Annotated in this window: 22 protein-coding genes and 4 pseudogenes; 13 read left to right on the top strand and 13 right to left on the bottom strand. The window is 69.5% G+C overall.

Annotated elements, in window-relative coordinates; genetic code table 11:
• Window positions 1-88 precede the first annotated feature (88 nt).
• The gene (locus CP973_RS21625) at window positions 89-292 is read right to left on the bottom strand and encodes a cold-shock protein (RefSeq protein WP_150244034.1); all 204 of its coding nucleotides are present in this window, start codon (window positions 290-292) and stop codon (window positions 89-91) included.
• Window positions 293-1,192: 900 nt separating this feature from the next.
• Between CP973_RS21625 and CP973_RS41830 the strand changes: the two are divergent.
• Window positions 1,193-1,339 (top strand): annotated as a pseudogene (locus CP973_RS41830) (DUF6283 family protein); the annotation flags it as partial.
• Window positions 1,340-1,415: 76 nt separating this feature from the next.
• Here CP973_RS41830 and CP973_RS21620 read toward each other — a convergent pair.
• On the bottom strand, window positions 1,416-1,772 hold the full coding sequence (locus tag CP973_RS21620) for a hypothetical protein (protein ID WP_150244032.1): 357 nt from the start codon (window positions 1,770-1,772) through the stop codon (window positions 1,416-1,418).
• A gap of 877 nt (window positions 1,773-2,649) precedes the next feature.
• Here CP973_RS21620 and CP973_RS21615 point away from each other — a divergent pair.
• Window positions 2,650-2,961 carry a hypothetical protein gene (locus tag CP973_RS21615; RefSeq protein WP_244409924.1) on the top strand — a complete coding sequence of 104 codons (312 nt, stop codon included), beginning with the start codon at window positions 2,650-2,652 and terminating at the stop codon, window positions 2,959-2,961.
• A 100-nt stretch (window positions 2,962-3,061) separates the two neighbouring features.
• Window positions 3,062-3,634, top strand: coding sequence for a GNAT family N-acetyltransferase (locus CP973_RS21610; RefSeq protein WP_150244030.1), 573 nt, complete (start codon window positions 3,062-3,064; stop codon window positions 3,632-3,634).
• 216 nt (window positions 3,635-3,850) lie between these two features.
• Here the strand turns inward: CP973_RS21610 and CP973_RS21605 are convergent, their stop codons facing one another.
• A complete protein-coding gene (locus CP973_RS21605; protein WP_244409923.1) occupies window positions 3,851-4,726 on the bottom strand; it encodes an ABC transporter permease in 876 nt (291 codons plus the stop codon).
• Window positions 4,723-5,745, bottom strand: coding sequence for an ATP-binding cassette domain-containing protein (locus CP973_RS21600; RefSeq protein ID WP_150244028.1), 1,023 nt, complete (start codon window positions 5,743-5,745; stop codon window positions 4,723-4,725). The genes CP973_RS21605 and CP973_RS21600 overlap by 4 nt, the downstream gene beginning before the upstream one ends.
• A gap of 176 nt (window positions 5,746-5,921) precedes the next feature.
• Here CP973_RS21600 and CP973_RS21595 point away from each other — a divergent pair, with 176 nt between their 5' ends.
• From CP973_RS21595 to CP973_RS21580, 4 genes are all read left to right on the top strand, one after another.
• Complete coding sequence (locus tag CP973_RS21595) at window positions 5,922-6,035, top strand: lasso RiPP family leader peptide-containing protein (protein ID WP_107088640.1); 114 nt, start codon at window positions 5,922-5,924, stop codon at window positions 6,033-6,035.
• A gap of 214 nt (window positions 6,036-6,249) precedes the next feature.
• Complete coding sequence (locus tag CP973_RS21590; protein ID WP_167538480.1) at window positions 6,250-7,884, top strand: asparagine synthase-related protein; 1,635 nt, start codon at window positions 6,250-6,252, stop codon at window positions 7,882-7,884.
• Window positions 7,885-7,926: 42 nt separating this feature from the next.
• Window positions 7,927-8,202 (top strand): PqqD family peptide modification chaperone, encoded by a 276-nt coding sequence (locus CP973_RS21585; protein ID WP_150244024.1) that lies wholly within the window; start codon window positions 7,927-7,929, stop codon window positions 8,200-8,202.
• Entirely contained in the window at window positions 8,199-8,732 is a 534-nt protein-coding gene (locus CP973_RS21580; protein WP_167538479.1) for a lasso peptide biosynthesis protein, read from the top strand. Before CP973_RS21585 ends, CP973_RS21580 begins: the two co-directional genes overlap by 4 nt.
• Before the next feature lie 225 nt (window positions 8,733-8,957).
• On the opposite strand, the pseudogene CP973_RS41825 reads toward CP973_RS21580, so the two are convergent.
• From CP973_RS41825 to CP973_RS21570, 4 genes and pseudogenes are all read right to left on the bottom strand, one after another.
• Window positions 8,958-9,002: pseudogene (locus tag CP973_RS41825) on the bottom strand (hypothetical protein); the annotation flags it as partial.
• Window positions 9,003-9,031: 29 nt separating this feature from the next.
• Window positions 9,032-9,211 carry a hypothetical protein gene (locus CP973_RS41010; protein WP_244409922.1) on the bottom strand — a complete coding sequence of 60 codons (180 nt, stop codon included), beginning with the start codon at window positions 9,209-9,211 and terminating at the stop codon, window positions 9,032-9,034.
• A 154-nt stretch (window positions 9,212-9,365) separates the two neighbouring features.
• Window positions 9,366-9,470 (bottom strand): annotated as a pseudogene (locus CP973_RS41005) (hypothetical protein); the annotation flags it as partial.
• Entirely contained in the window at window positions 9,470-9,820 is a 351-nt protein-coding gene (locus CP973_RS21570) for a sensor histidine kinase (protein ID WP_150244020.1), read from the bottom strand. The gene CP973_RS21570 and the pseudogene CP973_RS41005, both read right to left, overlap by 1 nt.
• 329 nt (window positions 9,821-10,149) lie before the next feature.
• Between CP973_RS21570 and CP973_RS21560 the strand changes: the two are divergent.
• Window positions 10,150-10,347 (top strand): annotated as a pseudogene (locus CP973_RS21560) (IS5 family transposase); the annotation flags it as partial.
• Between the two features lie 124 nt (window positions 10,348-10,471).
• On the opposite strand, the gene CP973_RS21555 reads toward CP973_RS21560, so the two are convergent.
• The 5 genes from CP973_RS21555 to CP973_RS21535 all read right to left on the bottom strand — a co-directional run bounded on the left by CP973_RS21555 (window position 10,472) and on the right by CP973_RS21535 (window position 14,499).
• On the bottom strand, window positions 10,472-11,440 hold the full coding sequence (locus CP973_RS21555; RefSeq protein WP_208853279.1) for a LysR family transcriptional regulator: 969 nt from the start codon (window positions 11,438-11,440) through the stop codon (window positions 10,472-10,474).
• A 124-nt stretch (window positions 11,441-11,564) separates the two neighbouring features.
• Complete coding sequence (locus CP973_RS21550) at window positions 11,565-12,233, bottom strand: type 1 glutamine amidotransferase domain-containing protein (protein ID WP_150244016.1); 669 nt, start codon at window positions 12,231-12,233, stop codon at window positions 11,565-11,567.
• Between the two features lie 22 nt (window positions 12,234-12,255).
• Window positions 12,256-12,987 carry an HAD family hydrolase gene (locus CP973_RS21545; RefSeq protein WP_150244014.1) on the bottom strand — a complete coding sequence of 244 codons (732 nt, stop codon included), beginning with the start codon at window positions 12,985-12,987 and terminating at the stop codon, window positions 12,256-12,258.
• Window positions 12,988-13,116: 129 nt separating this feature from the next.
• Window positions 13,117-13,674, bottom strand: a complete 558-nt coding sequence (locus tag CP973_RS21540) for a type 1 glutamine amidotransferase domain-containing protein (RefSeq protein ID WP_150244012.1) — start codon at window positions 13,672-13,674, stop codon at window positions 13,117-13,119.
• Window positions 13,675-13,725: 51 nt separating this feature from the next.
• Complete coding sequence (locus tag CP973_RS21535; protein WP_208853278.1) at window positions 13,726-14,499, bottom strand: cupin domain-containing protein; 774 nt, start codon at window positions 14,497-14,499, stop codon at window positions 13,726-13,728.
• 257 nt (window positions 14,500-14,756) lie between these two features.
• Here CP973_RS21535 and CP973_RS21530 point away from each other — a divergent pair, with 257 nt between their 5' ends.
• From CP973_RS21530 to CP973_RS21510, 5 genes are all read left to right on the top strand, one after another.
• Window positions 14,757-15,548 carry a DJ-1/PfpI family protein gene (locus CP973_RS21530; protein ID WP_150244010.1) on the top strand — a complete coding sequence of 264 codons (792 nt, stop codon included), beginning with the start codon at window positions 14,757-14,759 and terminating at the stop codon, window positions 15,546-15,548.
• A gap of 20 nt (window positions 15,549-15,568) precedes the next feature.
• Window positions 15,569-16,717, top strand: a complete 1,149-nt coding sequence (locus tag CP973_RS21525; protein WP_208853277.1) for a ferritin-like domain-containing protein — start codon at window positions 15,569-15,571, stop codon at window positions 16,715-16,717.
• 113 nt (window positions 16,718-16,830) lie between these two features.
• Entirely contained in the window at window positions 16,831-18,042 is a 1,212-nt protein-coding gene (locus CP973_RS21520) for an MFS transporter (protein WP_280119022.1), read from the top strand.
• Entirely contained in the window at window positions 18,039-18,509 is a 471-nt protein-coding gene (locus CP973_RS21515; RefSeq protein WP_150244006.1) for a VOC family protein, read from the top strand. The genes CP973_RS21520 and CP973_RS21515 overlap by 4 nt, the downstream gene beginning before the upstream one ends.
• Window positions 18,491-19,189, top strand: coding sequence for an SDR family oxidoreductase (locus tag CP973_RS21510; protein ID WP_208853276.1), 699 nt, complete (start codon window positions 18,491-18,493; stop codon window positions 19,187-19,189). Before CP973_RS21515 ends, CP973_RS21510 begins: the two co-directional genes overlap by 19 nt.
• Window positions 19,190-19,206: the final 17 nt, after the last annotated feature.

The following is a 19,206-nucleotide window of genomic DNA, read 5'->3' as shown; positions in this document are numbered from 1 at the left end:
CGCCGGTGAGACCGCTGCGGGAAGTGCATGCGGCTGGGGCCCGCAACCCCGAAGGATGCGGGCCCCAGCTTCAAATTGTGCGTCAGTGTCAGGCCGGAATGATGTTCTCGGCCGTCGGGCCCTTCTGGCCCTGCGCGATGTCGAAGTTCACCTTCTGGCCTTCGAGCAGCTCGCGGAAGCCCTGGGCGGCGATGTTCGAGTAGTGGGCGAACACGTCGGGGCCGCCACCGTCCTGCTCGATGAAGCCGAATCCCTTTTCCGAGTTGAACCACTTCACGGTGCCAGTAGCCATGTCATATCTCCTTTGGGGCAGTACATCGGGATCCGCACTGTGCGGACGCCGTGTCGCCGCAATGATTACCCCGTCCGGAAAATGACCGGAATAAAAAACGCACCCGTCGGCTGGAGCCGAGTGGGGGCCCTTGAAGTTCGGGAACCACAACTGCAACTGAGATCGACAGTAGCACGCCGCAGCGGCCTCTGTCGCTTGAATAATTCCACCGCGCTCACTGCGGCAGGAACTCTCACTACGCGGTCCGCCAAACTCTCACCTCGCGGACACAGATATTGAACAAACCGGAGTGCTACCTCCAGAAAAAGCGAAGTTTTCGGGTCACGAGCGGGTCTCGCAGGGTGTGATGTCGCCCGCCCCCCCCGCTGGACCTCCACCGCACTGCGCTGCGCAAGCTCGCCGCCGACTGCCCGGGAACGAGAGCCGCTTTCACTCGCGCGAGCTGCTGGGGAAGCTGGTGTCCTTCAGACGAAGACGGGGGACACCCGCAAGCGTCCTGGGCGACCGGGAGCCAACCGTCGGCGGTCCCACCATGTCCGTGACCGTGGGTGGCAAGAGTCTTTCCTGTGCCTTCTCGGCCGCAGCGGCGCCCTGCCCGGCGGCTTCGGCCGAGGCGCGGGCTGAGGCGACGGGCCGAGGCGCGGGCCGGGCGTGCTGTGGCGCTGGCGACGTTGGCGTTCTCGGCGGCCGTGCGTCAGCCGCGCACCGCAGGCATCCGTGGCGCGTTTGTGGCCGTATGTACGGGCCCGGGTTGCGGCCGCACCGCCTCCGACGGCGGCGGCCAGGGCGTGCGCTGCGGCCCGCGAGGGCATCTTGGCCGTGTAGTCGGCCGCTTGTTCGCCGACCGCACCGGCACCGTGGACGACCTACACCTGGCCGCCCGCCGCACGGGCGTGGCCGTGCGGCGGAGCCGAGCCGTCCCCGTGGCGGCGCGGCGCACCGCCCGGCCGGTTCCCGGCCAAGGCGTACCGCCACTCGGCCGCGACCTCCCGGCCCGGGACCGACCGGCGCTCGGGCTGCCACTCCAGCCGCCCCGCCCAGCCCTAGTTCGGCAGCCGCCCCCGATCAGCCCCAGCCGGCCGGGCTCACGCCGCGTGCAGCGCCTTACCGCCGCAGTGGTGGCTCAGTGGTCGGAATAGCTGAAATCGCCCACGGTCCAGGAACTGACGTCCTCGATTGCGACACGGTACATTCCGCCCGTCTCCGGGATCCCGACCGTGCCCTGCAGGATCCGGGCGACATGGAAATGCAGATGCGTAGGCGGCCCGTTCTTCACGGGGGCGTCGAAGACGGCGGAGAACTCGCCCACGCGGTCCGAACCCGTCAGTACTTCCGACACCCGCTGCCGCCACACTGCTTCGGGGGCCAGCCGCCCGGTGATGACAGCACCACCGGTGACCACGGTCAGGGACATTTGAGTGCTCTGCCCGGACTCCACCAGGGCAGCTACGTCAACCAACAGCTCGTCAGGCTTCGACATGCGGCAAATTATATTCACCGGCTATCCAGCAGCTTGAGCAGTGGCACTACCGGGCAGAACGGGCGCTTACTGTCTTGTCGCCGGGGGCCCGGCGGAGGCTCGGCGGGAGACCGCGGTGGCGCGGGTGAGGCGGTGCACCATGGACCAGACGAAACCCCGGCGTTCCACCGTTGAGGCCAGGGGAGCGTATGCGCGGCGCACGACGCCTTCGAGCGTCTCTTGGCAGCACCGTAACCGGCTCCCGCATAAGGCCGGCGCCATCCTGCTGCCGGGCCTCGCTGCCCCTGCGGGCATGGGTGCACTCCTCGGCGCAGGCGACGGGTGGCGGTCGGCCGGTGTCTCGGCGTACTGCGAGAGTGCGCCCCCAGGGAGCGGGGGGCTGTCGGACCATGGCTCCGGGTGGATTTCTACGGTAGGCGAAGCCGGCGTCGGCGTTGCTCCGGGCCGGGCCGGGCCGGAGCCGACGGATGGGCTGACGTCTGCGGCCGACTGGTGTGGCGCGATCCGGTCGGGAACCAGGGGGGCTGCACCTGATGTCGGGGGCTGGCTGTAGTGAGGACTGCCGGTTGTGCATCTAGCGTCTGCCGGTGTGAGACATATGGTGAGACGCATACGGAATCAGATACAAACCAGACGCAAAACCAGATATGGAACCGGGTACGGAAGTTACCCGGCGCCCGGCGGCAACCGGCCCGGCTCGCGGTGGCGTTGGCCGCAGCCTCGGTCATGCTGACGCTGGTGGCCCCTTCGGCTTCGGCGGGCGCGGTGCGGCCGGTGGGACAGGTGGGGGCTGGGGGACGGGCCGGGGTGGCGGGACCGGCAGGCGACGTCGCGCGGCGCCCGGCCGGTCCGGACGTCTGAGAGGCGGCGCCTGCCGTTGGACTGGCGCGTACTCAAACAACTCCAACGCCGCCGGCTCGTCGCGCTCGGCCTGAGCGAAGATGTCACCCAACCCGCACAGCGCGAGTCCTTCGCCGAAGTGGTCCAACACGCCCTGACCACCCACGGCCGGCCGCTTCTCGTCCGAATGCTGTACGAGGGATCAGCACTGTTCGACGACGGGCTCGTCGACCCCGACGGACTCCGGCAGGCAGTACGACGACTCAGCGAAGGAGCGTACCGCGAGGACGGCGACGCCCAACTCCTCCAGGTCATCAACCTCCACATGGCCACCCAAGCGTTTCTGTAACCCTCACGTGGGTTCCGCTCCGCGACCGGGGCGGAACCCACCGAACTCCGGGTCCGACCGTGGGAGGCTGCCACAGCCCCTTGACGATGCGGAGTCACCGATGTTCGCCATGCGCCCGGCTGCCTCAGTCGACACCCCTGCCATCGCCGCCGTGATCAATTCCCGCTCCACGTGGCTGGAAGAGCGCGACATGCCGACATGGCGTGACAGCGCGGACAACCTCGCCGCCCAGGCCGGGAACTCCCACGGCGCCATGTGGGTGCTCGAAGATCACAACAACTCCCGCATCATCGGCTGCACCACCGTGCAGGAGCAGACCCCGCCGTGGGGATGGACCCCCGAAGAACTCGCCGAACCCGTGTACTACCTCTTCACCACCGTGACCGACCCCGCTCACCGCGAGGTGAAGCCCGGAACCCTGATCGCCCTGTGGGGCGTGGACCACGCCGCACGCCGTGGAAAGGAGTGGGTGAGGCGCGGCTGCATGTTCCCGGGCCTGGTCCGCTACTACGAGACTCAAGGGTTCACTCTGCTGCACGAGGTACAACGCACTCACCACCGCGTGTGCCTCATGGCACGCCGTGCCGAACGGCTCCCCGAACTGGAAACGCTGTTCACAGACCCGTCTCTGGTGACCGCATTCTCCTCACGCCTGCCACCGCCGCGCCCGTGACGCACGAGTTCGCTGCCCTTCTCGACTCCCCGAAGGGCCAGGCCGCCCAGATGGTCGTGGCCGCCGAACTGTGTGCGGGCTGTGGCGGTCACCGCCGTCACGATGCCGCCAGTTGCTCGGCCAGGACGCGGCAGCGTCATAGGCGGAGCTGCCTTCCAGCGCGCCGCGGTGCTGCGCAGTGGCCCGGCCGGCGCCGCGGCCCGCCCCCGGCGCGCCTCACTCCAGACGGCCGAAGCGGCGGGCGGCCCACAGCAGGACGCAGGCGCCGAGCAGAGCCAGGACCACGATTTCGAGCGCGGCCGGAGGCTGCCAGCTGCCCCAGTGCACTCCGGTGGCGGCCGTGGAGCCGGGAACGTGGTGCGCGATGCCGCGGCGCAGTACGTCGACGGCGTAGGCCAGAGGATTGACGGCGGCCAACTGGGTGAGCCAGCCGGGCAGCGTGGTCAGGGGGAAGAAGGCCCCGGAGAGGAAGAGCAGCGGCATCAGGGCCAGGCTGAGCATGATGTGGAAGGACTCGACCGTTCGGATGCCGATGGCCAGCGCTGCCGCCAGGACGGTGAGGACGAACGAGGTCAACGCCATCACGGCCAGCAGCCGGAGCAGCAGTACGGGCTGGTAGGGCAGTCCCACGATGCCTGCTGTGGCGAGCAGGACCGCGCCTTGGACGGTGGCCTCCGCGGTACCGCCGAGGCAGCTTCCGCACAGCAGGGTGGAGCGGCGTACGGGAGCCATCAGCATCTCGCGCAGATAGCCGTTCTCCCGGTCGGTGATCAGGCGCATGCCGACGGTCACCGCGGGGGTCTGCACGGTCATCACCAGTACGCCGGGGAAGAGGTAGGCGCGGTAGTCGCCGCCGACGGCCGTCGTGGGCACCAGGGCGGCCAGGCCGCCGCCGAGGAGCAGCAGGAACAGCAGGGGCTGGACCAGCATGAGGACGGTCTGCGCGGGCTGCGCGAGCATGTGCGACAGGTTGCGCAGGACGAGGGCATGGACGGCGCGCAGTTCCCGGGTGAGGGTGCCGGGGGCTTCGGCGGCCCGGGGTGTCACGGGCGGCTGCCCCGGCGGCACCGGGTGCTGCGTGCGGTCTGTCACCGTCGGTCCCCGTGTCCGGGGCCGGGGGCCGGGGCGCCGTGGCCGAGTGGCGGTCCGGGGCGGGTGATGCGGCGGCCGGTGTGGTGGAAGAAGACGTCGTCCAAGGTGGGTTCCGCGAGGGTGATGGCGTGTACGGGGATGCCGCGGGCGGCCAGGGCGGCGCACAGGCGGGGCACCTGCTGCGGACCCGCCGCCACGGCCACGGTGAGGCCGTCCGGCCCGGCGGTGGGGCGCAGGGCGAGGTCGTGGCGCAGGGCGGTGGCCGCCGCGGTGTCGTCACCGGTGCGTACGCGGACCCGGTCGTCGCCGACGGCGGCTTTGAGCGCCGCCGGGGTGCCGTGGGCGACGACCCGGCCGCGGTCGAGGATGGCGATGCGGTCGCAGTGTTCGGCCTCGTCCAGGTAGTGGGTGGTGACGAACACGGTCGTGCGGTGCTCGGCGCGCAGCCGTGCCAGGTGCTCCCAGATCTGGGCGCGGGCGTGCGGGTCGAGGCCGACGGTGGGTTCGTCGAGGAAGAGCACGCCGGGCTCGTGGAGCAGGGCGCGGGCGATTTCCAGACGGCGGCGCAGCCCGCCGGAGAGGGTGCGTACGCGGTCCCGGCGGCGCTCGGTCAGTCCGGTGAGCTCCAGGAGCGTGGCGCTGCGGGACCGGCAGCGGGCCCGGGAGAGACCGTACAGGCGCGCGTGGAGGTGGAGGTTGCGTTCGAGGCTGAGGTCGGGATCGACGGCGCTGTTCTGGAACAGCAGGCCGACTCCGCGCCGTACCTGCTGCGGCTGGGTACGGATGTCGGCCCCGGCCACCCTGGCCTGCCCCGAGCTGGGGCGGGCCAGGGCGCAGAGCATCGCGATGGTGGTGGTCTTGCCGGCGCCGTTGGGGCCGAGGAACGCGAACGTCTCCCCGGGGCGTACATGGAGGTCGACTCCACGGACCGCCTCCGTGCCGGGGTAGCGCTTGGTCAGGCCGTGGGCGCAGATCGCGTACCGGTCGGCGTGGCCGGCGCGGTGTGCGGCCTCGGTCACCGTTGGGCTCCGGGCGTCCGGCGGCCGGCCGCGCGGCCCCGCTTCCGGGCCCGTCCTTCCGGTTCCTTTTGACGTGACACGCTGCACCCTTCAGTCTGGAAACAGAGGGAAAAAACCCTATATGCGCCGTACGTCTTTGCGGTGTCGACTCGACCGTAGAAGGAAGGTGACAACAAATGCGTCTGCGTTACACGCCTCCGAAGGTCGTCCGCATCGGACGGGTCGAGAAGCTGACCGGCCAGCTGCGCCGCGGCACTCCCGACCTGCTCGGCCACGGAAACATCTGGTAGCCATCCCAGTCGGTACGAGGCGGAGCCTTCCGGGCTCCGCCCCGTACCGTACGACGCCCCCGGGAGAACGATGGCCGGTCGGTACGTCACGGAGTTCCCCGGCTGTTCCGGGCGGGTCGCTGCCGGAACAGTCACCGTCGATCATGAACATGTGTCATTCGACCGGGTACACGCGCGTTCAGGTCACGTCGACGCGCGCTCCGGTCACGTACCCGTGCCGTTCGAAGCCCGGCATGGCCACCGGCTCCGCGGCAGCCGCCTCCAGCAGTGGGTTCAGGCCGGTACGGACGGACCTGTACCCGGCATCCCCCAACCGGTTCCGCACGCCTACCTCGCACTCGCCGGCCCGGCCCCGCGAGAACTGCCGCCGGAGCGGCTGGAGCGTCTGATCCGGGAGGTGGACCGGGACGCGTACGCCGCACTCCGGCACCTTCCGCCGGATGTCGCCGGCGCGGTCGTCACGCCCCGGCGCGTCGTCCTCTTCCGCGGAGTATGCAGCGCCGACCAGCTCTTTTACCGCGTGTCGGACGGCTGGACACGGTGGTCGAGCGATCCGCGCGACCTGCTCGACGGGCCGCCGCGCTTCGCACCCGAAACGCTCTGGCGCGCCTGCCGCGGTGAGGACGTCTTCGTCTTCCCCGGCCTGGACCGGCTGCTTCCCGGCCAGTTCGCCGTCGCGGACGGCCGGTCGGCGCACACCGGGACGTACGACCGGATCACCCCGCTGCCGATGCCCCGCCGCACCTCGCTGCGCGCCTACGCCGACCTCGCCTACCAACTGCTCCTGGAGGAGACCCGGCGGTACGCGTCCGCCGGCCGCATCGGCGTCCTGCTTTCGGGCGGCGTCGATTCCGCCGCCGTGCTCGCCGCGCTCACCGACCACGGGGCCGACGTCATCGCGTACCACATGTGCACGGCAGACCCCCTTGCCGACGAGTCGCCGCGGGCGCGCCAGGTGTGCGAAGAGTTCTCCGTCCCTTTGGTGACCGTGGACCCGCCCGGCGAGGACGAGTCCTACTTCCCCGACGGCCACGACTTCCCGCTGCCCTTCAACCACGTCTGGTTCCGCCGCCTGGACCTGACGGCCCGCCGGATCGCCGCGGACGGGGTACGTACGGTGCTTTCCGGGCTGGACGGGGACGTCGTCTTCGGACCACTGCGGTTCGGCCTGTACGACGTCGCCGTCGCCGACGTGCCGTGGCGCGAACGCTGGGCCATGGCCAACGGCCTGCTCAGTTCCCGCTGGGAGCTGAGCCGCATCGTCCGCAGCGTCCGTCGCGGCTACTCGCTCTACGAGGACCCCGAAGCGACCGCCGAGACCGAGCGCGCGAGCGACTTCCTCGTTCCTGTGCCCGGCGCCGGCCCGGAACAGTACGAGCCGGACTCGGCCGCGCAGGAACACACCCTGCACCTCACCGTCTGGCGGCCGCACGGCATCCACTGCGCCAAGCCCTGGGGCGGCCGTCAGCTGCGCCGGCTGGCGGCCCGGCTGCCGAACGCCTACCGGGTCATCCCGTACGGCGGGCGCACCATCGACAAGCCCGTGCTGCGCCTCGCCGCCGCTCGCCGACGGGTGCCCTCCTGCGTGTGGCGGCACTACGGGAGGGACTGGCTGGGTTCGCCCGACGAAATGTGGTGCCTGCGCCATCCGGATGCCGTCGCCGACCTCCTGGGCGGCCCCGACGCCCGGCTGACCACCCTCGGCGTCGTCGACCCGCAGCGGCTGGCCGCCGTTCTCGCCGACCCGCGTGCGCTGCGCCGCAATGCCGAAAACCTGCTGTGCACGGCCATGGTCGAACTGTTTCTGCGTGACCTCCCGCACAAGACCGCCCCCATACCCGGCACATGAACACCGGATGACAGCCCCCGGCCCCGCGACAGGAGACCCCCGATGACGCTGATCCGCCTCGCCGAACAGACCGTCTTCGATCCCGCCGACGGTACGGGTGTCCTCCTCGACACCGCCGAAGGCGTCTACTTCGAGCTGAACCCCACCGCGACGCTCATCCTGGAAGCGTCCCTGCGCTGCGAGACGTACGACGAAGCCGTCCGCGACCTCGCGGAACGCATCGACGCCACGGACGGCGAACTGCGCGAAGGCATCACGTCGCTCGCCGCCCAGCTCACCGAGAGCCGCCTCGCCGAGCCGGGCGGCGTATCGCCGTGACGGCCCGGGCGACCGCGGACTGGGCCTTCCTGCTCTGGGGGGACGAGGCGGCCGGGCCCGTGCCCCGTACGCCTGCTTCGGCACGGCTGACCGCCGCCGTGCGCACCGCGCGGGCGCTACGGGCCTTGGACCGGCGCGGTTGGGGCGTCGCGCAGACCCTGCTGCGCGATCTGCGGCCGGCTACCGGCGCCCACCGCGGCCTGCCGGAGGCGACGGCCGTCCGCCTCGCCCGCCGGGAACTGCCGCGCTGCCAGCTCGTCGTACGCCTGGCCGCACCCGAGGCGCTGTGCCTGGCCAGGTCGTTCGCGCTGGCCGTCCACCTGTCGGTGCTCGGACTGCCGGCCGAGACCGTCATCGCCCGGCAGCGATCGTCGATCGGCGCCCGGTTCGCCTTTCACTCCTGGACCGAGTTGTACGGCGAGGTCCTCAACGACGTCCCGGTCGTCCAGAGCGGCCATACAGTGCTGCAACGGGTCGGCTGCACCGCGCTGCAACGGGTCGGCTGCACCGCCCTCCGCCGACCGGACTGACCGGCTGTCCACGTTGTGCGCACCCGGCAGGAGGCGACAGGGGAGGCCTCGACTCGCGTGGTTGCTCTTCCAGGGGCCATAGTTCATTCGAACCCAGCACTGCGCAGGAAGGTGAGTACGGCAAGCACGCGCAGGTTGACGTCGGCCCGGCCCTCGCTCTCCGTGAGAGAGCCGGAGTTTCCGGGACATCGAAGTCGTCCGTTTCTCGACGGCCTTGGGGCTGCAGTGGAGTCTTCGGGCAATGGCCGAGTTCGACGGCCCCTCGGCCATCAGGGCCAGTACGCCGCGCTCGCCATCGCTCAGGGCTTCCAGCGGATCGACGGTTCTCCGGCGGCGCAGCATCCGGTGGACGACATCGGGTCGATGACGACCTCTCCGCCGCCGACCCGGTCGATGGCCACGGTGAGCCGAGCGGTGTCCTGCACCCGGTCTTCGACCAAGTAACCGACCGCTCTGCTGGAGCCCTCCAAGAGCCGCACGGCGCAAGAGGTCTCGGCGTAGTGAGACAGCACCGGCAGACCGACCCGGGAATGGTCTGCCGGATCGCCTCCGCGGCCCGGATGCCCTCGTCCCCATAGGCGGCATACGAACGTCCAGCACGACCACATCGGGCGGGCCTGCCGCGACCAAGCGGAGGATCTCCGGGACGGTGCCTGCGACACCTGCCACGTCGAAGCCGCGGCTGGTGAGCGCCTCAGCGAGCAACTGACGCAGCAGACGGGAGTCGTCGGCGATCATCACGCGCACGGCAGCTCCACTGTGAGCCGGGTCCCCGCATCCCGGGGGCTGTACAGCACCAGGGTGCCGCCGAGTGCACCGACCCGGTCCTGGAGTCCGCGCAGACCCGTTCGGGCCATGAGGCCGGCACCACCACGGCCGTCGTCCGAGAGTTCGAGGATGAGCTTGCCCCGGAAGTGGGTAATGCGGATTTCGGCACGGGAGGCGCCGGCGTGCCGGTATACGTTCGCCAACCCCTCAGTGACGACGTAGTACAGGGCCAGCTGGGCCTCCTGCGGCCACCGTTGAGCGGGAACGTCCACCGCCACCGGCAGCGGCGCCCGCTCGGCCAGTGCTTCCACCGCGGTCACCGGACCCTTGCTCCGTGAGCGCAGCCGGACAGAGGCCTTCGACCAGTGTGCGCAGCCCTCGGTTGACCGCGCGCAACTCGGCCGCCGCCCGGGTGAGCACCCTGCCCGGATCGGGGCCCGCTCCCGGCGGCGAAGTCGGTGAGGAGAGGTAGAGGACACCACAGACCGCTTTTCCGCATGGCCCCCACGGACGAGCCAGTCCCCACCCATCCCAAGCAACACCCGCGCACGCTGGCCCGTTTGGAGTACACCCGCGGCACCGCCGACAGCGCCCGGAGCGTGGCCTTTCCCCCGCGAGAACTCCGCGAGCTGCAACTCCGGGTCTGCGCCGAGCAGCAGCGGTGGAGCGGACCTACGGCTGGCTGATGCTCCACCGCCACCTGGCCCACGACTACGAGCCCCCCACCCGCTCCGAAGCCATGATCCACCTGGCCATGGCCGACCTGATGGCCCGCCGCCTCACCGGCGAGACCACCATCTCCTGGCGCGACCCGGCCAAACACAATAAAACCGGCATCCAGGGATGAAACACGGGGAGAAAACGACCGCCGTACGTTCCCGTTTCGGAGACCGCGGAAACGCCCTGCTTCCGGCACTGCGTCATGCCGGAATCGAGAACGTGCAGGGCGTGACATCACTTGCCGTCGGGGGTTATTCCTGGGCCGTCATCTTCCATTGGCGCCCCTCTTCCGCCAGCAGGTCGTAGAGCCTGGACAGGCGGGCGTCGTACTGCGAGCCGGAACGCGTCGCGAGATAGAACGTATTGATCGGCGGTACCTCCGGGTCCAGCAGCGTCACCAGTTGCCCGCCCGTCAGTTCACGGGCGCACAGATAGGTGGGGACAACGGAGAAACCGGCGTCCGCCACGACGGCGGCGACGACGGCACGCAGGTCGGGTACGACAACGGCCGGGTGGGCCGGCGGCGGAATCTCGAATACCGTCCGCCAATAGCGGCGTATGATCGGCACGGTATCGGCATAGGCGATCAGCGGGACCTTCTCCAGCGCCCGGGTGAAATCCGCGGCGGCCAGTCCCGCAGGCAGGCTGTCGGCGATGCGGGGCGAGGCCACGAGAGCGAACTCTTCGTCGGTCAGCGGCAGGCCCTCCACGCCGCGGCAGCGGGGCTGGATGGTGGAGATGGCGATGTCCAGCTGACCGTTCTTCAGGGCAGCGAGCAGTTCGGGCGATTCTCCGAGGCTGATGCGTACGTCGATGCCGGAGGCGATGAGCGGGCTGATCGAGGGAAGCACGCGGGCGGTGACCAGCTCCGCGGGCCCTCCGATATGCACGGGGCGGTTGCTCGACGTCTGGTCCAGATACCGGCCGACGGCCGCGTTGATCTGGGTGATGGGGGTTTCGATGTCGTGCGCCAGGGCTTTGCCGTCGACCGTGGGTTCGGCTCCCTGTGGAGTCCGGTCGAACAGCGGCTTACCGAGCTCGGCTTCCAGACCTCTGATGTGCTGGGTGACAGCCGGCTGCGTGATACCGAGAAGCCGCGCCGCCTTGGTGAATGATCCGGTGTGGTAAACGGCTATGAAGGTTTGTAACCAACCCAGTTGCATGTCGTCCGGCCCCCCGTTGCCGGCGGGGAAGGCTGCGCGCCGTTCAGCGTGGTCCATACCGTCCCCCTGGTCATTGTGCCACGTAGATGATTCTGTCAAGCGCCGGCGGGCGCATCGCGCCCCTCCTCTCAATCGGAATTCAAGCTTTTCGCCCGCCGGTCACCCTCCGAAGAAAAGCAGGTCAGGCCGGGGTGGCCTGGAGAATGGCCAGCTCGGCGACCCTGGTGGCCGAGGCCGGATTCTGACCGGTCACCAAACGGCCGTCGGCGACCGCGTGCGCGGCGAAATTCTCCGCTTTGGTTATCTTCGCGCCCTTCTCGATCAGCGCGGTCTCCAGCGCGAACGGGACCACGTCGTCGAGGCCCACGGCGGCTTCCTCCTCGTTCGTGAAGGCGGCGACCTGCTTGCCCTGCACGATCGGGCTGCCGTCGTCCAGATCGGCCGAGAGCAGGCCGGCCGGGCCGTGGCAGACGGCCGCGACCACACCGCCGCGCGAGTAGATCGCGGAGGTCAGCGCGGCGAGGTCGGTGGCGCCGGGGAAGTCCCACATGGTCCCGTGGCCGCCGACGAAGTAGATGACGTCGTAGTCGGCCGGATCGAGCTGGTTGGCGGAGGGGGTGTTCTTCAGCTCGTCGGCGTAGGCGGCGAGGAACGCGGCGGAGACGGTGTCGCCCTCCTTGACACCGTCCCGGGGGGCTTCACCGCCCTGGACGGATACCACGCCCACGTCCCACCCGGCCGCGGTGAACACCTCAGCAGGGTAGGCGATCTCGGGCACATAGAAGCCGGTGCGCCGGCCGGTGTCGCCGAGCCGGTCGTGGGAGGTCAGAGCGAAGAGAACCTTCGGCATGACGGTGTCCTTTCTTCGTGGATCAGGCTGTGAGGGCGGCCAGTTCGGGCAGGTAGATGCGTCGTTGCCCGCGGGCGACGGCGCGTTCGATGTGCTCATCGGTGTGATAGCCCCACCAGGCCCACAGGGAGCGGGCGCCGGTGTCGCGTACCGCGAGCGCGTTGGTGATGTGATCGTCGACGAAGGTCACCGCGTCGTTCGGCAGGCCGTCGGCGGCGGCCAGGGCGAGGACGGCCGAGCGCTTGTCGGAGCAGTCACCGACCACTTCGACCACGGTGTTCTCCAACCGGTGGTGCGCCAGGATCTCCCACACGGAGGCGGCGTCCTTCGCGGTGACGATCGACGTGCCGCGTCCACGATGCCGGTGCAGCAGGTCGTGTACGCCTGGGTAGAGGGTGTGCATGTCCAGCCAGGGGCCTGGCTGCACCGTACGCAGCGCGGCCCGGACGGCGCTCGCCCCCGAGGCGAGGGCGGCGAGCTTCCTGGGCGGCAGGCGGGCCAGCAGCGCTTCGTGATCGGCCGTGCTGCGGATGGCCTCGGCGGCCGGATCGCGGGCCGCCATGAAGTCTTCCAGCAGCCGTGCGTACTTCCGTACGGTGCGGAAGCGGTCCAGGAAGCTCTTGGGCAGCGCGTCGGCCAGTTCCCGGACCGGCCGGACGGCCAGCTGCTCGGGATCGTGCTCGGCGTAGTAGGTGACCAGGGCGCATTCGAGGAACGCGTCGGCGATGACGCCGTCGAAGTCGAGTACCAGCAACGGTGGTTCACCTCCAGGATCGTCGGCTGTGCGGGGCGCCGGCTCGCCGGCCGGGGGAAGCCTCCGGCGGCGCCCCGCACGCATCGGGGCGGCGTCCTGCCGGGCCGAAGATGCGCGGACGGATAGGGGTCAGCTCGCCGTCCGGGCCCGGTCCGGGTGCTTCGCGCCGACGGTGGCGAAGACCTCCCGCATGAACCGGCCCACGTAGGCGTAGTAGGAGCAGGTGATGATGTGGCCGTCCACGATCACATCGGAATCGACCACGTTCGCGCCCGCATTGATCACGTCGTCGCGGAGGCCGATGTAGGCGCAGGCGGTACGTCCCTTGAGAACACCGGCGGAGACCATGATCCAGGGGCCGTGACACAGGCCGGCGACGACCTTCTCGGCGGCGTCCATGGCGCGCACGAATGCCAGGACGTGGGGGTCCTGGCGGACCCGGTCGGGAGCCTCGTGGCCACCGGTCAGGATGACCGCGTCGTAGGTGTCGGCATCGAGCCGGTCGAAGGCGACCAGCGGCTTGGCGGTCTTGTCCATCGGCAGCGGGACGCCGTACTTGCCGATGACATCGGCGCCGTTCTTGGTGGCGACATCGACGTGCCAGCCCTCTTCGATGAACCGGTAGTAGGTGTAGACGACGTCGTGGTCCTGGAATCCGGGCCCGGTGACGATCACCGCGTGGGGCATGGGTGTCCTCCTGGAGTCGGTGCGAAAGGTGTCGGTGTGCGTGGTGCCGGGTCAGGCGAGGACGAGGGAGAGGTAGTACTGATCCAGCGCCGGGCGCCGGTCGTCTGCCCTGGCGGGGGCGAGAACGTCGATCTCACCGGTGACCACGCCGGTCAGGCCCAGCGGTACGTGGAAGAGGTCCGCTGCCCGGCGACGGTAGAAGATGTCGGCGCCGGCGCGGATGGAGAAGGCGAACTCGCCGCCGGGGGACCGCTCGCGCAGTCGGGCCTGGGGCAGGTAGGAGACCGGCTTGGCCGGGAGTTCGGGCACGTCGGCGTGTTCGGTCTCGTACGCGGTGTTCTCCCGGCTGTAGTGGTCGCGCAGCCGGATCAGGTCGAACTTGTTGCGGGGGGCTTCGAGTTCGGCCAGCCACAGCGGGCCGGGGCCCAGGCTGCGGGTCGAGTGGAAGGCGCCGCCTCCGATCCGCAGGATCGATCCGGCGCCTACCGGGTACTGGTCGGTGAGGGTGTCGGTGACTCCCTGACCGGCCAGGCAGAGCAGGTAGGTGAGCTTGCGCGGGTGGACATGCATCGAGGTGGCCTGATCCTCGTCGATTTTCAGATTCCACACGTCGATGAAGTCGTCCACGTAGATCCGGAACTCCATGCCCCAGGGCTTGGGGATCACTTCGTTGAGATGGTCGTCGCCGTCGAGACGTTCGTTGCCGATACGGCTTCCCTTGCGGACGACCTCGCTGAGTGCGGAGAAGTCACGCGGACCCGGATCTATCCGGGTGATGCGTTCGTGGATCTGGGCCGCCATTGGGCGGTGCGTCAACTCGGACATGAGCATGCTCCCCGTTGGTTGTCGGCCGCGTCCCCCGGCCGTCAACGAACCTAGGGATCAGCCCGGCAAGAGCCAAATAGACGACACGCCAGCCCCCCATAACGCTCCTTGTCCCCGAAGCTTCCCTGATGCCCCCTGTCCGACTGGTTATTTGATTCCGTTGGTCAGGGGGTGTGAAGGTCGTCGGCAGGCCCCGACAGGGGCACAGGCCGTTTCCTTCGAGGAAGGGAAAGCACACTGTGAATGCGCCCACTCCCATGCGCGAACGCCGGACCGCTCCGGAGGCCCGGACGCCGGGAATCCGCACCACTCAGATCGACTCCATCGGTGTCCTGGGATACGAATCGGTCTCCGAACAGGACTGCCTCACCCCCACCGAGATCTTCAAGGGCACCGCGATGGTCCTCAACGGCTCCATCGCCCCCTGGCAGCGGGAAGCGGCTCCCCGGGACCTGAGCGTGCGTCTGGTCGCCCTGGAACCCGGCGTGATCAAGATGCAGATGGGCACCAACGTCGTTCCCGACGGCGTCCTCTCGGAGGACGACCTGTTCGACATCTTCTATATCCCCGGCGGCGTCGGCTCGGCCGCACTGCTGTCCGACGAGCGCGTCCAGGAGGCCATTCGGCGCCATCACGAGGCCGGCAAGGTGATCGCCGCCAACTGCTCGGGCGTCGGGGCGCTGACCCGCTCCGGCATCATCAACGGAGAGATCCTCACCTCCGTCGCCGCCATCGCCCGCGGTATGCGCAACGAGGGCTTCAACGTGCCGGAGAACCGGCGCATGTGGTACGGCGACCCGGTCTCCCGCATCTGGACCTTCACCGGCTCCTACGGCATCAACGGCGGCGCGGTCGCCCTGGTCGCCCACTATTTCGGCCGGGAGGTCGGCACCATCGTCTCGATGATGTTCGACACCTACGGCGGCATCGGGGATGCGATTTTCGAGGAGACCGGCCCGGAGTTCTACCACCACCCGGAGCTGGAGGAGGCGTTCCAGAACCTCTTCGAACCGATGCTGTACCCGGCCAGGACCGACGACGAGCTGTGACCGGAAGGGGTACCGCTCCCGTGGCTGCCCAGGTGACGCCCGTCTTCCTGCGCGACATCAGCTGGATTCGCGGAGCCCTCCAGACCGCTGTGGCACTGGAGCACTCCACCATGCCGCTGTACTGCGCGGCCATGTATTCCCTGGAGGTACAGAACTACCCCTCCTACAACACCATTCGCTCGGTGCTGATGGAAGAGATGGTCCACATGGCCATCGCCGCCAACATGGTTGCCGCCCTGGGCGGCACACCGCGCATCGCCACCCTGGACCCGGTTTACGCCACCCGCGGTCTTCCCGGCGGCGTGGCACCCGACCTGCCGGTCATCCTCGCGCAGCTCTCCCCGCGTTCGCTGGAGAACTTCATGCGTCTGGAGGCGCCGGACTATCTGCTCGACTCCCGGCAGCGCGCCGCGGTCTACCCGACCATCGGCGCCTTTTACGACGCGATCCGCGAGGCGGTCGACAACCACAAGGACGCCCTGCGGCGTGCCGTCGAACAAGGCGGGCCGTCCAATCAGATCGGTGGCAATCTCGGCTACCTCACCTTCGAGCCGGCCGAGGGCGTCGATCCCGTGGAGAAGTTCCACGCCGGGCTCGATCTCATCACCGAACAGGGCGAGGGCCGGGGAACCGGAACCGTGGAAGCCGGTGAGGACTTCCAGCGGGAGGGGTCCCACTACGCCCGCTTCGCCGAACTGCGGTACGGCCGGCGTTATCTCGCTCCCGAAGCGGGCGCCGAGATCACGCGGGAGAACGAGGCCGCCTTCTTCCAGGGTGAAGAGATCGTGTGGCCGGTGGTCATCAATACCCTCGCGGTCCCCTCCGACGGCTATGCGGCCGTACTGGCCGAAGACCCGGACGCGGCGGAGGTCCGTAAGGAACTGGAAAGGTTCGACAACGCCTACACCGAAATGATGGCCTGTCTCGACCGCGCGTGGAACGGCCCGGCGGAAACCTGGTGGCCATCCCTGGGGGCAGCGGTGACGCAGATGGACCAGATGCGGGTGAGTTCGTGTTTCACCATCATGCGCCACCGGGTGCCCGCGCAGGTCATCGGCCGCCTCGAAGAGCTTTACCCGCGTCAGTACAAGGCGCTTGCGCGATATACCGAGCTGAGTCGGCCGGTTTTCTACGGACCCCGCTTCATCAACAACAACGGCGTCCGCTGATCCCCTAGGGTCTCCTGGCGGCTTCGGCCGCGAGGCCACCGGGGGCCCTACCGTACTTCCGCCCCGCGCGGGGGCCCACCAGACACTGTTCAACAAGGGGGAACGTCACCGTCGTGACACGTAAACGTGGCACCTTTCCATTAGGTGGTCTGCTGGCCCTGGCCACTGCCGGGTTCCTGACCATGCTGACCGAAACCGTCCCCGCCGGTCTCCTGGGTGATGTCGGTCGCGGACTCGATGTCTCCGAGGCCCAGGCCGGTCAGCTCCTGACCGTCTACGCCGCCGGGTCCGTCATCGCCGCCATACCCCTGACCTCGCTCACGCGTGGTCTGCCCCGGCGGCCCCTGCTCGTGGCCACCGTCGCCGTCGTGGCCCTGGTCAACATCCTCACCGCCGTATCCGACTCCTACGCGCTGACCATGGCCACCCGGCTCGTCGCCGGTATGGGGGCGGGGGTCCAGTGGGCCATGATCGCCGGATACGCCATGCGGCTGGTCGACGAGCCGGTCAAGGGCCGGGCCCTGGCCGTCTCCATGGCCGGCGTGCCCACCGCCCTGGCCTTCGGCGTCCCCGTGGGAACGTACGCCGGAGATCTTCTCGGCTGGCGCTACACCTTCGCCGTCATGGGCGGACTCGCCCTCCTCGTCGCCCTGTGGATCCACACCACCGTGCGCCCCTTCCCGGGCGAGGAGGCCGCCACCCGCATGCCCCTGCGCCGCGTCTTCCTGCTGCCGGGCCTGGTGGCCATCCTGGCCTCCGCCCTGCTGTTCGAGGTCGGCCACATGAACCTTTACACCTATGTCGACCCCTACCTGCGGCGCGCCGGTCTCGGAGACGCGGTGAGCCCGGTTCTGCTCGCGTTCGGCGTCGCCGCCATGGCGGGGCTGTTCGCCGCCGGAGCGTTCATCGACAGAAACCTCCGTGCCGTCGTCATCGGTACGCTCGGCCTGTTCGCCGCCTGTATGGCCCTGTTCGGCCTGCTCGGAACCGAGGCGTGGCCGGTCGTCGTCGTGATGTTCGGCTGGGGATCGGCCCTCGGTCTCGCCCCGACCATGTTCCAGGCCGCGTCCGCCCGCGCCGCCGGACCGGCTGCCGACGTCGCCCAGTCGATGATCGTCACCGTGCTGAACGCGGGCATGTCCATCGGCTCCGTCACCGGCGGTGTCGCTCTGGGCTTCGGCGGCGTGGCCGTCCTGCCGTGGATCTCGTGCGCCGTCTTCGTGCTGGCGGCCGCCATCGCGGTGGGCGCGCGTCGCAACGCCTTCCCCGCACCGGTCACGGCACGCGCGGCGCAGCCGGAAACCGAGCGGGAGAATGTGGCATGAGCGACTTCTACCACGTCTGTTTCACCGTCCCGCGCCTGGAGGCGGCGATGCGGGACCTGACCACGGCGGCAGCCGTCCAGTGGAGCGAGCCGGTCGAGGCATCGATCGGTGAGTGGGACTACCGGATCGTGTTCACCGCCGGCGGTGCGCCGTACATCGAGCTGATCGAGGCCCCGCCCGGCGGCCCCTGGGGTGACACGAGCCGGCCCGGATTTCACCACCTGGGGTGGTGGACCTCCGACATCACGTCCGGTACGGACAGGCTCTCCGCGGCCGGCTTTCCGCAGACGTTCAGTGGCTGTCCCTTCGGGCGGCCGTTCGCCTACCACCGCCTCGCCAGTCTCGGCGGGCACGTCGAACTGGTCGGACTCGGCCGCCAGTCCGCCTTCATCGACACCTGGAACCCCGGCGGAGACCCGATGCCCGCCATCAACGAGGAGGCATACCCATGGAACCCGTCACGCTGATCACCGGTGGCTCCACCGGAATCGGCGCCGAAACCGCGCGCCGGCTCCTCACGCGGGGACACCGGGTGACCGTCACGGCCCGCCGCGCCGAACGGCTGGCGGAGTTCGCCGACAGTACCGGCGCGGCGAAGGACCAGCTCATGACGCTACCCGGGGACACCGCCGACGCCGAGCACGTGCGCCGGGCCGTCGACCTGACCGTGCAGTCCTGGGGGCAGCTGGACAACGTCGTCGTCAGCGCCGGATTCTCCCTCCCGGGCACGCTTGCCGACCACGTGCCAGAGGCGATGCGTTCGATGATCCTCACGAACGTCCTCGGGCCCGCGCTCGTCGTCCAGGCGGCCCTGCCGCATCTGAAGGACACCAAGGGGCGGCTGGTTCTGGTCGGTTCGGTGGCAGGCGTGAAGAACACGCCCGGCAACCTCTACTCGGTCACCAAGTGGGCCGTGCACGCCCTAGCGGAGAACACCCGGCTCATGGCCACCCCCGACGGAGTGGGCGTCACCCTGGTGGCGCCGGGCATGGTCGACACCCCCTTCTGGGAGAACCGCGGCGGACGTCCCAACGCGCCGGTCATGACCGCCGGGCAGATCGCCGACTGCGTCCTGTTCGCCCTGGACCAGCCGGAGGGAATGGACATCAACCACATCCAGATGCGCCCCATCGGCCAGGTCAACTAGTGTCGGGACCGGCCCGG

Source organism: Streptomyces albofaciens JCM 4342 (assembly GCF_008634025.1).
Taxonomy (GTDB): Bacteria; Actinomycetota; Actinomycetes; order Streptomycetales; family Streptomycetaceae; genus Streptomyces; species Streptomyces albofaciens.
The sequence above is the reverse complement of the archived record's forward strand: the minus strand, read 5'-3'. Positions and strand labels throughout refer to the sequence as shown.